The 13,770-nt window shown below is 29.7% G+C and carries 12 protein-coding genes; 11 read left to right on the top strand and 1 reads right to left on the bottom strand.

Going from position 1 to position 13,770, the window contains the following annotated elements:
- Positions 1-141 precede the first annotated feature (141 nt).
- Positions 142-780: a cyclodeaminase/cyclohydrolase family protein gene (locus H8R92_RS07445; RefSeq protein WP_022212649.1), complete on the top strand. Its 639-nt coding sequence runs from the start codon at positions 142-144 to the stop codon at positions 778-780.
- Positions 781-818: 38 nt separating this feature from the next.
- Here the strand turns inward: H8R92_RS07445 and pdaA are convergent, their stop codons facing one another.
- On the bottom strand, positions 819-1,574 hold the full coding sequence (gene pdaA, locus H8R92_RS07440; protein WP_186835127.1) for a delta-lactam-biosynthetic de-N-acetylase: 756 nt from the start codon (positions 1,572-1,574) through the stop codon (positions 819-821).
- Between the two features lie 339 nt (positions 1,575-1,913).
- Here pdaA and ychF point away from each other — a divergent pair, with 339 nt between their 5' ends.
- From ychF to H8R92_RS07390, 10 genes are all read left to right on the top strand, one after another.
- On the top strand, positions 1,914-3,011 hold the full coding sequence (ychF, locus tag H8R92_RS07435; protein WP_022212647.1) for a redox-regulated ATPase YchF: 1,098 nt from the start codon (positions 1,914-1,916) through the stop codon (positions 3,009-3,011).
- 362 nt (positions 3,012-3,373) lie between these two features.
- Positions 3,374-4,306: a 16S rRNA (cytosine(1402)-N(4))-methyltransferase RsmH gene (rsmH, locus tag H8R92_RS07430; RefSeq protein ID WP_022212646.1), complete on the top strand. Its 933-nt coding sequence runs from the start codon at positions 3,374-3,376 to the stop codon at positions 4,304-4,306.
- 37 nt (positions 4,307-4,343) lie between these two features.
- Positions 4,344-4,820, top strand: a complete 477-nt coding sequence (locus H8R92_RS07425; RefSeq protein WP_022212645.1) for a hypothetical protein — start codon at positions 4,344-4,346, stop codon at positions 4,818-4,820.
- 76 nt (positions 4,821-4,896) lie between these two features.
- The gene (locus H8R92_RS07420) at positions 4,897-7,089 is read left to right on the top strand and encodes a stage V sporulation protein D (protein WP_022212644.1); all 2,193 of its coding nucleotides are present in this window, start codon (positions 4,897-4,899) and stop codon (positions 7,087-7,089) included.
- A 104-nt stretch (positions 7,090-7,193) separates the two neighbouring features.
- Positions 7,194-8,642 (top strand): UDP-N-acetylmuramoyl-L-alanyl-D-glutamate--2,6-diaminopimelate ligase, encoded by a 1,449-nt coding sequence (locus H8R92_RS07415; protein ID WP_022212643.1) that lies wholly within the window; start codon positions 7,194-7,196, stop codon positions 8,640-8,642.
- A gap of 10 nt (positions 8,643-8,652) precedes the next feature.
- On the top strand, positions 8,653-10,014 hold the full coding sequence (locus H8R92_RS07410; protein WP_022212642.1) for a UDP-N-acetylmuramoyl-tripeptide--D-alanyl-D-alanine ligase: 1,362 nt from the start codon (positions 8,653-8,655) through the stop codon (positions 10,012-10,014).
- Between the two features lie 34 nt (positions 10,015-10,048).
- Positions 10,049-11,023 (top strand): phospho-N-acetylmuramoyl-pentapeptide-transferase, encoded by a 975-nt coding sequence (gene mraY, locus H8R92_RS07405; protein ID WP_022212641.1) that lies wholly within the window; start codon positions 10,049-10,051, stop codon positions 11,021-11,023.
- A 10-nt stretch (positions 11,024-11,033) separates the two neighbouring features.
- Complete coding sequence (spoVE, locus tag H8R92_RS07400) at positions 11,034-12,164, top strand: stage V sporulation protein E (RefSeq protein WP_186835119.1); 1,131 nt, start codon at positions 11,034-11,036, stop codon at positions 12,162-12,164.
- 115 nt (positions 12,165-12,279) lie between these two features.
- Entirely contained in the window at positions 12,280-13,035 is a 756-nt protein-coding gene (locus H8R92_RS07395) for a cell division protein FtsQ/DivIB (protein ID WP_022212639.1), read from the top strand.
- Positions 13,036-13,046: 11 nt separating this feature from the next.
- Positions 13,047-13,766: a DUF881 domain-containing protein gene (locus H8R92_RS07390; protein ID WP_022212638.1), complete on the top strand. Its 720-nt coding sequence runs from the start codon at positions 13,047-13,049 to the stop codon at positions 13,764-13,766.
- Positions 13,767-13,770: the final 4 nt, after the last annotated feature.

Below are 13,770 nucleotides of genomic sequence, written 5' to 3'. Positions count from 1 at the left end.
AGAGATTCAATTTTAACATGAAATTAGGGGGTCGTTGTTTTTTTTATGCAAAAAACTTTCGAAACCTTGATATATAAAGATTTTAAAATAAAAATAGTGTAAAAAACTTTACACTAACTTTTAAAATAGGAGGCATGAAAAATGGAATTTAAGGAAATGACCATATCAAAATTTATAGAAGATTTATCAGGTGATAAATCTTCCCCAGGTGGTGGAAGTACAGCAGCTTTAGTTTCTGCACTTGCATCTAGTTTAAATGATATGGTATATTCTTTCACTGTTGACAAAAAATTATTTCAAAATCTTACAGAAGAAAATAAATCAAAAATGCTTAAATTTCAAGCTGAAACAAAAGAATTTACTAAGAATGCTTTGACTTTTATGGAAAAGGATAGAGCAGATTTTATGGCTGTTATGGATTGCTATAGACTTTCTAATGGCACAGAAGAAGAAAAGAATATTAGGAAAGAAAAGCTTAAATATGCAACGATAAAGGCAATGAATACGCCATTGGAGTTAGCAGAAAAATCTTTAGTATATTATGATAATATAAAATTTGCAATAACTTTTGGTAATAAGAATCTTAAATCAGATGGAATTGTAGCAGCTATATTGCTTAATGGTGCAATAGAAAGTGCAATTATAAATGTGTTGATAAATTATAAATCACTAAAATCATATGAGGAATTCAAAAATATTCCAGAGAGATGTAATGAAATATCTATGAAATCAAGAGTTTTAAAAGAAGAAATCTGTAGTGGATTTTATAATGAAATATAAAACAGAGGATGCTTAGCATTCTCTGTTTTACTTTTAGATTATTTTTCAGGTAAATCATTTAAAGATTTAAATTCATATCCCTCATTTTTAAGCTGAGTTATAACATCCTTTAAGACATGGGTATTGGTTTTAGATACAGCATGAAGAAGCATGATACAGCCAGGATGAACTCCAGAGGTAATCTTTTTAATAGCCATTTCTTTGCTTGGTTGATTATCAATAATCCAATCTTTATAGGCAAAGCTCCAAAAAATTGTCTTATAACCTAATTCCTTTGTTTGTTTTAAAGATGTCAATGAGTATTTACCCATTGGTGGACGGAAGAATTTAGGCATTTCTGAATCAGTAATTTCTTTATAGGCATCTTCAACTTCAGTAAATTCTTTGATGAATTTTTCTTTGTCAGTAATTGAAGCCATGGAAGGGTGGTGAGAAGAATGATTACATACTAGATGTCCTTCTAAATTCATTCTTTTAATTATTTCAGGGTTTTGAATGATGTATGGTTTCACCACAAAAAATGCTGCTGGTACATTTTCTTCCTTTAAAACATCTAATATTTTTACAGTGTACCCATTTTCATATCCTTCATCAAATGTTAAATAAATTATTTTATTTTCTGTATCACCAACATAATAAGCATCGTAGGTATCTAAAAACTCAGCACTTTCTTTTGGACATTCAGGACTTTGATTATTTCCACGATTAACAAAGTACCAGTTTAATTCTGAGTTTTCTGGGGCTGATTTATTTTGAATGCTATAACTGTTGGCAGAAATAAAATTACATGCCATTAAAATTAGTAAAGAAAAGATAAAAATATTTAGGCTTTTATTTTTCACTATTAAAACCTCCTATTAAGTCTTTTAAATCTATTTTTAGTAAAAGCAGATAATATAAACATGGAAAAATTTAAAATAGTATTGATAATGAGTTAAATTAGGAATGAACTGTAAAATAAATGAGTAAAAAGAAGTAGGAGTATGTTAAAATCAAAATTTAGATTAAGTAGCTTAACAAGGGAAATTAATTATTATTTTAAAAAGCGATAATAATATTATTGTGTTGAAATAAAATTATATCTAGAGTATAATCTTAAAGTATTAGTTAAGGTAAGAAAGGAATGTACATAGATGAGATTAGGAATTGTAGGATTACCAAACGTAGGAAAAAGTACATTATTTAATGCGATAACAAAAGCAGGTGCAGAATCAGCTAACTATCCATTCTGTACTATAGAACCAAATGTTGGTGTTGTAAGTGTACCAGATAGGAGATTAGATGTATTAGAAAAAATGTATAATACAAAGAGAAAAGTCTATACTACTGTAGAATTTTATGATATTGCAGGATTAGTTAAAGGAGCTTCAAAAGGTGAGGGATTAGGAAATAAATTTTTATCTCACATAAGAGAAGTTGAAGCTATTGTTCATACAGTAAGATGTTTTAATGATGAAAATGTTGTGCATGTTGAGGGAAGCGTTGATCCAATAAGAGATATTGAAACTATAAATTTAGAATTAATATTTGCTGACCTAGAAGTTCTTGAAAGAAGAATGGAAAAGGGAGTTAAGCTTGCTAGATCAGGCGATAAAAAAGCAAAGGTTGAATATGAAATAATGGAAAAAGTTAAGGCTCATTTAGAATTAAATAAGCCTATAAGAACTTTAGAAGTTAATGAAGATGAAGAAGCATTCATTAAGACTTTATTTATGATTACTTCTAAGCCGGTACTTTATGCATGTAACATATCTGAAGATGATATGATGAGCGGAAACTTAAACAATGAATATGTTCAAAAGGTTAGAGAATATGCAGAAGCAGAAAACTCTGAAATAGTAGTTGTTTGTGCTAAGCTTGAAGAAGAACTTTCAGGTTTAGAAGATGAAGAAAAAGCAGAAATGTTAGAAGAATATGGCTTAACTGAAGCTGGCTTAGATAAACTTATAAGAGCATCTTATAGATTGTTAGGATTAATAAGTTATCTTACAGCTGGAGTTCAAGAGGTTAGAGCTTGGACTATTAAAGAAGGTACAAAGGCACCTCAAGCTGCTGGTAAGATACACACTGATATTGAAAGAGGATTTATCAGAGCAGAAGTTGTGGCTTATAATGATTTAGTTGAATGTGGCTCAGAAGCACAAGCTAAAGAAAAAGGAAAATATAGATTAGAAGGCAAAGATTACGTTATGCATGATGGTGACGTAGTTAACTTTAGATTTAACGTTTAATATTTTAAATTTCCTTAAAACTCTACATGGATTAATATTCATGTAGAGTTATTTTTTCGATAAAGTTGTTTTAATGTCAATAAATATAGAATAAATACTAAATAAATCTTGAAGGATACTGTAATTTTATATAGAATATATAATAGAGTGGTTAAAACGGTATAATGTAGCAGTTATGCACATATGAAACAAAATCAATTTAGTATAGAAATAATATGCAGAATTAGAAAAGGTTATAGTAACTATAGAAAATGAAAATAGTAAGTGTATAGAGTAAAAAATGTTGTAAGTATATTTGTATACTAAGTACTTAAAGCTCTGTAGCGTAAAAATGGACAGCTATAATAAAAGGAGTTAATTTTATGGAATTTAATCATATTTCAGTTTTATTAAATGAATGTTTAGAAGGATTAAATATCAAAGAAAATGGTATTTATGTGGATGGAACTTTAGGAGGTGCAGGACATTCAAGTGAAATTTTAAAGAAACTTTCGAATGAAGGAAGACTGATAGGAATAGATCAGGATACTGATGCGTTGAAAGCTGCAAAGGAAAGATTGGAAAATTATTCAAATGTTACATTTGTACATAGTAATTTTTCTAGTATAGAAAATGTTTTAAACAATTTAAATATTGATGGTGTTGATGGAATACTTATGGATTTAGGCGTGTCTTCTTATCAACTTGATGAAGGAGAGAGAGGATTTAGCTATATGAAAGATGCTCCCCTTGATATGAGAATGAATAGGGATAATGACTTTTCTGCATATAATGTCATAAATGAGTATTCAGAAGAAGATTTATATAGAATTATAAGAGATTACGGCGAAGAAAAGTTTGCAAGAAGAATTGCCAGCTTTATTGTAGAAAATAGACAAGAAAAAAATATTGAAACAACTTTAGAACTTGTTGAAATTATAAAGAGTGCTATACCTGCAAAAGCGAGAAGAGAAGGACCACATCCAGCTAAGAGAACTTTCCAAGCAATCAGAATTGAAGTAAATAGTGAACTTTCTATATTAAATAAAACTATAGAGGATGGAGTAGGAAAACTTAATAAAGGCGGTAGAATGGCAATAATAACTTTCCATTCTCTTGAAGATAGAATAGTAAAAAATAAATTTAGAGATTTAGCTGTTTCGTGTAGATGTCCTAAAGAATTCCCAGTTTGTGTCTGTGGTGAAAAAGCAAAAGTAAAAGTTATCTCAAGAAAAGCCATAGAACCTACGAAAGAAGAAGTGGATATAAATCCAAGAAGTAGAAGTGCTAAATTAAGAGTTATAGAAAAACTATAATTCTAAATAATAAATAAAATGTAGGGATGTGAATAAAATGGGTGCTAGGGAATATAATTATACAAGAGGAAACACCGCACTTGTACCTGAAAGAAAGCCGCAGTATGACAAAAACAAGAAGCAAAAAATCAAGGAAGAGTTACGAGCAAAGAAAATTAAGAAGCTTAAGGTGAATTTAATTTCAAATGTGGTGGGGATTTCAGCTTTAGTTTGTATTCTTGGTGGAATAACCTTAGCAATTGATGGGTATGTTTATGATAGGCAAAATGAATTAACAGAAATAAAAGAAGAAACAGCAGCATCATCAGATATTAATGATGCATTAAAAGTAATGTTATTAAAATATTCATCTTTAGAAAATGTTAAGAACGTTGCTGAAAATGAATTAGGCATGGTATATCCTAACAAGGATAATACTATACTGATTGATATGTCTAAAGATTATTTTTCACATATCAATGAAGAAGAAAATAAAGAAAGTTTCCTCGATAAAATTAAAGGTATTTTTAATTAGGGAATGTAAGTGATGTTTTTATTTCTTTGAAAAAATATAACTATTCATTCTCTAATTATTTAATGGGGGAATGAAAGTGAAAAAAAAGAAGTTTAAAGATCGGGCGTTGATTCAGAAGAGACTAACATTAGTAGTATGGACAATTGTGGTAGTTTTTTTTATATTAATTCTAAGATTGTCCTATATTATGATTGTTAAGAGGGATGAATATTCATCCCGAGCTGAAGAGCAGTGGACAAGTGAAGTAAGTATTGATGCAAGAAGAGGAAGAATACTAGACAGAAATGGTGTAGAACTAGCAGTTTCGGCAAATGTTTATAGAGTTGATTTTGATTTAAACTCAGTTAGGCAGTATCTTAAAAATAACTCATTAACTAATGCTGATATTGCTGGAAAAATTGCTGATGCCGTAGGCATGGAAGAAAATAAGGTTATGGAAAAACTTGAAACTAAGCTGGCTAGTGGTGCTAATGCTGGTTCTGCAACCTTGATAAGAAGAATAGAAAAAGAATCTGCTGATAAGGTTAATAACTTAAATATTGATGGTGTAATTGTTTCTCCAGATACAAAAAGGTATTATCCTAAAGGGGAATTTTTAGCACATGTTCTAGGAAGCACCAATGTTGATGGACAAGGCCTTACAGGAGTTGAACTTCAATATAATGAATATTTATCAGGTGTACCTGGCGTGAGAATTTCTGAAATTGAACGTAATGAAGAAAATTTATCTTATACTATATCTAATTTTACAGAACCTATAGATGGAAAGGATGTTACCTTAACAACTGATTCTAAAATACAAGCTATTGCAGAGAAGGTGGCTGAAAAAGGATTAGTAGATAATCAAGCTAAAAGAGTATCTATTATGGTTATGAATCCTAATAATGGAGAAATATTAGCCATGGTTAATAAGCCGGATTTTGATCCTAATAATGCTTTTGATGGATTTGAAGATTTTTCTGGTGAAACTGATGGAGAAAAGCTACAAAAAATGTGGAGAAATAGCTTGGTAAATGATACCTTTGAACCAGGATCTATCTTTAAGGTTGTGACAATGGTAACTGCTTTAGAAGAAGGAATAGCTTCTGAATCAGATACTTTTGAATGTGGAGGAAGCCTTCAAGTTGGTTCTCATACCATTAAGTGTTGGAAGACATCAGGTCATGGTAGTCAAATTTTACCTCAAATTTTACAAAATTCATGTAATGTTGGATTTATGAAGTTGGGCGAAAAAATTGGTAAAGAAACATTAAATGAGTATATTAAAAAGCTTGGATTTGGTAAAACTACAGGTATTGATTTACCAGGTGAAGCATCTGGTATAGTAAAAAAGACTGAAAGTATTACAGAATCAGATTTAGCAACTATTTCATTTGGACAAACTAATACAGTAACTGCTATTCAATATATGCAAGCATTCAATGCTCTTGCTAATGGTGGTAGTTTAATACAGCCTCATATACTTAAGGAAGTATCTCACTATGATAATACTGGTACTAAAATAGTAGATGAAACTTTTGAACCAGTAATTTCTAAAAATGTGTTGTCGGCTAAAAGTACAGCTACTTTAAGGGATTATTTGGAGAGAACAGTAAATGAAGGTGGTTCAAATAAAAGCTATATAGAAGGATATCACATAGGCGGTAAGACTGGAACAGCACAAAAGGTTAATTCAGTAACTGGAGGATATGAAAGCGGAAAGTATATTTCATCTATGGCTGCAATGGCACCTATAGATTCACCGGAAATTACAGCTTTCATAAGTATTGATGAACCAAGTAATGGAGCCTATTATGCCGGTGTTGTAACTGCACCACTTATGAAAATACTTTTGACAGATATATTCAATTATATGGATTCGGAATTTTCTGAAGACTATAATGCGGTAGCAAGGGATATTTTAATTCCAGAAATTCGTGGAAAATCTATAGAAGAAGCAAAAAAAATTTTAAAAGATGTAAATTTAGAGTATAATATAGAGGGTAGTGGGGAGAGTGTAACAAATACTCAGCCATATCCAGGTTATACAGTGAAAGAAGGAACCAAAATAACAATTTATACTGGAGATGCAGTAGATAATAATAAGGTATCTATGCCAGATTTAACAGGATTTTCAGTAACCTCAGCTGAAGATGTCCTTGACAACTTAGGTATAAAATATATCCTTGAAGGTGATGGTTTTGTTATTGATCAAAGTATTCCTGCGGGTGAAGTAATAACCACAGGTTCAAATGTTAGGTTAACTCTTAGTGATGATTATGGAGATTAACTTTTTTCATTTTTAGCATGTGGATTTACACATGCTATTTTTTATGCGAAGCATTAAAAATGCTATTGAGTAAACATTTAATGATAATTAAGGAGAGATAGAAGATGAAATTATTAGAGTTATTAAATGGTGTAGATTATAAGGTTTTACAAGGAAGCGATGAAAAGGAAATTAATAAAATACAGTATGACAGTAGAAAGATTACTGAAAATGACTTGTTTGTATGTTTAAGTGGATTTGAAGTTGATGGTCATGATTATGCAGTTAATGCAATAAAAGCTGGAGCTACAGTAGTTATGTGTGAAAAAGATTTAGATCTCAATACTATACCTGAGGAAGTAACAGTTTTAAGAGTTACTGAAGGTAGAAAAGCATTAGCTATTATGTCTGCTAATTTTTATGATCATCCAACAAAAAAATTAAAGCTTATTGGAGTTACTGGTACAAATGGTAAGACTACTAGTGTATATATTTTAAAATCAATACTTGAAAAATCAGGAGAAAAAGTTGGACTTGTAGGGACTATAGCTAATTATATAGGAGATGAAAAAGTTAAATCAGAAAGAACAACACCTGAATCATTAGAACTTCAAAAGTTATTTAAGGATATGGTTGATAAAGGATGTAAATATTGTGTAATGGAAGTTTCATCACATTCATTAGAGTTAGATAGAGTTTATGGATGTAATTTTGAAGTAGGAATTTTCACAAATATAACAAGAGATCACTTAGACTTCCACAAGACTTTTGATAATTACTATAATGCTAAATTTAAATTATTTGAAAGAAGTAAAATTTCTGTTATAAATATTGATAATAGCTATGGTTATAGAGTATTAAATGATGTTGAAAAGTTAGGCAAAAAAACAGTAACTTATTCAATAGAAAATTCAAGTGATTTTAGAGCAGAAAATATTAGACTTGAAGAGAAAGATATACTATTTGATTGCAATAATACTTCATATAAGTTTGTTTTACCAGGTGAGTATAATATATATAATGCTTTAGGAACAATTGCTGCAGCGAAAGAATTAAATATTTCAGAAGAATGCATAAAGTCAGGACTTTTAGATGTAGTTGTACCTGGAAGATGTGAAAGAATTGGAGATAAATATGATATACCTTATGAAATAATCATCGATTTTGCACATACACCAGATGGTATGAAGAATATTTTAGAAACATTGAAATCATTTGCAAAGAACAGACTTATAGCTGTTTATGGAAGTGGTGGCGATAGAGACAAAATTAAGAGAGCTGAACTTGGGAGAGTTGGAAGTGAAATTGCTGACCTTGTTATTATAACTTCTGATAATCCAAGACATGAGGATCCAATGGCTATTATTAAGGATATAGTTGTAGGTATAGAAAAAACAAATTATCTTGCAATCGAAAATAGATCTGAAGCCATAAGATTAGCTTTAAAAATGGCTGAACCAGGTGATGTTGTTGTTTTAGCTGGAAAAGGTCATGAAACATATCAAATTAATAATGAAGGCGTGATACATTTTGATGAAAGAGAAGTTGTTGATGAAATATTATCAGGAAAGTAGAGGAAAATAGATGGAATTTTCATTTGAAGAATTGGTAAGTGCTCTTGAAGGTGAGGTAGTTATTAATAATGATTATAAAAAGTTTAAATGTACTTGTATAGATAATAGAAAAGTTACAGAAGATTGTATATTTTTTGCAATTAAAGGTGAAAAATTTAATGCTAATAATGTAGCAATAGATGTTCTTGAAAAAGGAGCATCTATTGCTGTAGTGGATGAAGTTAACTTTAAAAAGGAAGATGCTATGGGAAAAGGTATTGTAATTAAAGTAGATAATACAGTTAAATCAATGCTTAAATTAGCTAATTTCTATAGAAGAAAATTAAATCTTAAGGTTATTGGAGTTACAGGTTCTTGTGGCAAGACTTCAACAAAGGATTTAATTGCAGCTGTATTAAGTACAAAGTATAATGTATTTAAAACAGAAGGTAATTTTAATAGTGAAATAGGACTTCCACTTATGATATTGAAGCTTACATCTAAGCATGATGTAGCAGTTTTAGAAATGGGCATGAGTGACTTAGGAGAAATTAAGATATTAGCAGAAGCAGCAGAACCAGATATGGCTGTTATTACGAATATAGGTCTTTCTCATTTGGAAAATCTAAAGACGCAAGATAATATACTTAAAGCTAAGATGGAAATTGCAGAATACTTCACAAAAGATAATATATTAGTGGTAAATGCTGAAGATAAAAGGCTTAAACAAATTCATTCTGATAATTATAAAATTGAAAAAATTGGATATAATAACGAATATGATATTTACGCATCTAATATTATATTAAGAGAAGATAGTGTAAAGTTTACTGCTAATTGTGGAGATGATAAATTTGATTTTGAATTACCTATGGCAGGAAAGCATAATGTATTAAACATGATGTTGGCTATAGATATTGCAAAAAATCTAAATGTATCCCTTAAAGATATGAACGAAGGACTTTCAAATTTAAAGGCTACATCTATGAGATTAGAAACTGAAAAAACTAATAAGATTACTATTATAAATGACTGTTATAATGCTAGCCCAGATTCTATGAAATCTTCCATAGAGGTATTAATGACTAAAGCAGCAAGTAGAAGAGTTGCTATATTAGGAGACATGTACGAACTTGGAAGTAAAACGGAAGAAGCCCATGAAGAGGTAGGTTCATTTGCAAAAGGTAAAATAGATTTATTAATAGTTATCGGTGAAAATGTTAATAACTATGAAAATGGATTTGGCAGTGAGCATATTAGAAAATTTGCTTCAAAAGATGATTTTTTTGAAGAAGTAGATAATCTAATTAATAAAGATGATGTTATATTAGTTAAGGCTTCTAGAGGGATGAGATTTGAAGAAGTAATATCCAAGTTAAAGGAATTAAAATAAAACGAAGGAGGTGAACTGCTGCTGAGCAGTTTATATGGGGGAGACTTTAATAAATTTTGTAAGTTCTAAGTTAGGAATAGGCTTGATATTATCTATAATATTTTCATTGGTGTCTGGACCAATAGCAATTCCATTATTAAGAAAGTTAAAGTTTGGCCAGAATATTAGGGAAGAAGGTCCAGAAAGTCATTTAAAAAAAGCTGGAACGCCAACAATGGGTGGAATTCTTTTTATTTTATCCTCCTTAATAGTTATGCTTATTTTAGGGTATAAATTTAATGATAAAGCAATGATTGCTTTATATTCATTAATTGCATTTGGGTTTATTGGATTTTTAGATGATTTGTTAAAAATACTTAAAAAGCAAAGTGAAGGCTTAAAGCCAGGACAAAAAATGATATTATTATTAATATTTTCTATAGCTTTAGCTATTTACGGGTATTATAATTTAAATACTAATTTGTTAATTCCTTTTACTTCATTTGAAATACCATTAGGAATTTTATATATTCCTTTTGTGGTAATAATATATGCAGCTACAACCAATGCCGTTAATCTAACAGATGGATTAGATGGATTAGCTACATCAGTATCAATTTTAGTTTTAACATTCTTTACAATTGTATGCTTTATGATGAAAGAAACATCTCTAGCTGTATTTTGCGTAGTATTGATAGGTGGACTTATAGGATTTTTAAAATATAATGCTTATCCTGCAAAAATTTTTATGGGAGATACAGGATCCCTTGCAATTGGTGGTGCTATTTCCACTGTTGCTATAATATTAGAACAGCCGTTATTAATAATAATAGTAGGAGGAGTTTATGTATTTGAGACTTTATCAGTTATAATACAAGTTACTTCCTTTAAATTAACAGGTAAAAGAGTATTTAAAATGGCTCCTGTACATCATCACTTTGAAAAATGTGGCTGGTCAGAAATAAAAATAGTTACAGTATTTTCACTTATTACAGCAGTTTTATGTTTAATAGGATTCTTAGCATTGTAAAATAGGAGGAATGTCTGTGATATTAGACAAGAGGAATCAAAATAAAAACATAGGAAAAGTCGATTTGGGAGTTTTATATACAATACTTATATTATTGGCAATTGGTGTTGTAATGATATATTCAGCAAGTTCATTTTACTCAATGTTTCACTATAATGATAGTATGTTTTATTTAAAGAAGCAGGGGATAATGGCTGTTATAGGCTTGGTGGCTATGTTTTTTATGATGAATTTTGACTATCACAGACTAAAAAAAATAACACCGAAATTATTGATAATTACTATTCCATTATTAATAGCAGTATTTTTTTTCCCAGCAGTAAATGGTGCTAAAAGATGGATTCAGCTTGGTGGATTGTCATTTCAGCCATCAGAGCTTACTAAATATGTGGTAGTATTATTTCTTGCTTTAAGCATTGATATTAAAGGTGATGGAATAAAAGATTTTTGGACTGGAATAGTACCATATCTTGCTTTATCTGGTTTTTTTGCAGCTTTAGTTTTAGCTGAAAAAAATTTAAGTATTGCAGCAATTATAATGATTGTTACATTTATCTTACTTTTTATCTCTGGTGGGAAAATTAAGCACTTATTTGGAATAGTGTTACCGACATTATTGACTTTAGCAATATTTTTTATCTTTAGTTCGGATTACAGAAGAGCTAGAATGCTTAATTTTATTGATCCGTGGAAGGATGCTGCTGGTGATGGATATCAATTGATTCAATCATTTTATGCATTAGGGTCAGGTGGTATAACTGGACTTGGTCTTGGACAATCAAGACAAAAAACATTATATATGCCTGAACCGCATAATGATTTTATATTTTCAATAATTGGCGAAGAGCTTGGGTTGATAGGATGTCTACTTATTATTTCTTTGTTTATAATTTTTATATGGCGTGGTGTACGTATAGCTATTAAAGCTAAAGACACATATGGTAAGTTATTAGCAATGGGAATTACATCTATTATTGCAGTGCAAGCTATTATAAATATAGCAGTTGTAACGGGTTCTATGCCGGTTACTGGTGTTCCAATGCCATTTATAAGCTATGGTGGTACATCGCTTGTCATTAATTTGACGGCAATGGGAATATTGTTAAATATATCTAGGCAAATTGAATCTGATGTTAGGTAAGAAGATAGGGCCCCTATTTTAGGGGTTCTTTATTATGTAAAAAATTATAATGAAAATTATAGAGTAAAATGATATTATATTAGTATAAACTAGGATAAGGATGTAAAATAAAGCAATGAATGAAGTAAAAGAATACATTAAGATTAAAAAGAAAAAAAAGGTAAGAAAAAAGATTTTTATGATTTCTACAGTAGTATTAATAATATTAATAGTTTTCTTTACTAAATCACCACTATTTAATTTAAAAACAATTACTGTGGAAGGTACATCAAATATTTCTGCTGAATCAGTGTTAGAAACTGTAAATAATAGGATAGGTAAAAACATTTTTATCTTGAACAGAAATAAAATGATTAAAGATATATTGAGTGAACCGTATTTTTTGTCAGCAAAGATAAGAATGAGTGGAATTAATTCACTAAATATAATAGTTACTGAAGAATCACCTGTTTTTTATACAAAATATGATAGTAATTTTTATATATTTAATGATAAAGGTGTTCTAATAGAAATTGCAAACAATATTGAAGGAAGAAACTTAGTTGAGATTACTGGTGTAACTACAGAGGAGCTTCAATTAGGAAAGCAGATAATCAATAATGAACATATTATTAATATACTAGGAATTTTATATCCATATATTGCTGAAAATACGGAAAGTATAAAATTTGATAGATTTGATTTATCTAAGTTATACGATATAAAAGGGTATATGGGAAAGATAGAAGTATTTTTTGGAGAAATAACTGATTTCCATGAAAAAATAAATGATGTATATAATATTATTTTAAATGGAAATGTAGGGATTACAAATGGGTATATTGATGTGAGTATTAAAAATATGCCAGTAATCAAGAAGAATGAAGAGTAGGAGGAGTTAATTTGAAAAGAGTTGCATCACAATTAGTTGTAGCTGTAGTATGCGGATTTTTAGGTTTTTTATTAACATATCAATTCAAATTGTTAAGCAAAAAGAATGAACTGACTAATTCATATGAGAATTCAGATATTTTGAAAGAAGTAGAAAGTCTTAAAAAAGAAAAAGAAGAGCTTGAAGAAGCTAATGCTACTTTCAATGAAGAAATAAAAGCCTTAGAAGAGAAAGCAACTAGTGAAGGTGAATTAGAAGCTGAGGTAAAGAAAAAGCTGGATAATGCTAGAATGCAACTAGGACTAGTGGATGTAAAAGGACCAGGTATTATCATTACTTTAACCCCTAAGACATCTATCTTTGGTACTAACACATCGGATAGCATTAGGACAATTACAGAAGATGAACTTGTATATTTAGTAAATACATTATGGTATTCAAGAGCGGAAGCTATATCTATAAATGATATTAGAATAACTCCTCAAACCGGTATAAAAAATGCTGGTTCATCAATATCTATAGGTTCTGCAGGAAGAGTAGATCCAAGTAGCGAAATTATAATTAAAGTTATAGGAGATAAGTCTAAATTAAATGTTGGAGTTAGTTATGGAGGATCTTTAGAAACAGGAGCACTAAAGAACTATACCAATGATGTTAAGAGCAGCGATGAAATAACTATTACAAAAACAACACAGACTTTAAGAAGTGATTATTTAATACCAGTACAATAGGAGT

The organism is Clostridium lentum, assembly GCF_014287815.1.
In the GTDB taxonomy this organism is placed as follows: Bacteria; Bacillota; Clostridia; order Clostridiales; family Clostridiaceae; genus Clostridium; species Clostridium lentum.
Note: the sequence above shows the minus strand (reverse complement) of the source record. Positions and strands in the feature narration are given on the sequence as shown.

Excerpts from the sequence above, each read along its gene's own strand:
- H8R92_RS07445 (WP_022212649.1), top strand. The coding sequence starts at position 142 with ATGGAATTTAAGGAAATGACCATATCAAAATTTATAGAAGATTTATCA.
- pdaA (WP_186835127.1), bottom strand. The coding sequence starts at position 1,574 with ATGGCATGTAATTTTATTTCTGCCAACAGTTATAGCATTCAAAATAAA.
- ychF (WP_022212647.1), top strand. The coding sequence starts at position 1,914 with ATGAGATTAGGAATTGTAGGATTACCAAACGTAGGAAAAAGTACATTA.
- rsmH (WP_022212646.1), top strand. The coding sequence starts at position 3,374 with ATGGAATTTAATCATATTTCAGTTTTATTAAATGAATGTTTAGAAGGA.
- H8R92_RS07425 (WP_022212645.1), top strand. The coding sequence starts at position 4,344 with ATGGGTGCTAGGGAATATAATTATACAAGAGGAAACACCGCACTTGTA.
- H8R92_RS07415 (WP_022212643.1), top strand. The coding sequence starts at position 7,194 with ATGAAATTATTAGAGTTATTAAATGGTGTAGATTATAAGGTTTTACAA.
- H8R92_RS07410 (WP_022212642.1), top strand. The coding sequence starts at position 8,653 with ATGGAATTTTCATTTGAAGAATTGGTAAGTGCTCTTGAAGGTGAGGTA.
- mraY (WP_022212641.1), top strand. The coding sequence starts at position 10,049 with ATGGGGGAGACTTTAATAAATTTTGTAAGTTCTAAGTTAGGAATAGGC.
- spoVE (WP_186835119.1), top strand. The coding sequence starts at position 11,034 with ATGTCTGTGATATTAGACAAGAGGAATCAAAATAAAAACATAGGAAAA.
- H8R92_RS07395 (WP_022212639.1), top strand. The coding sequence starts at position 12,280 with ATGAATGAAGTAAAAGAATACATTAAGATTAAAAAGAAAAAAAAGGTA.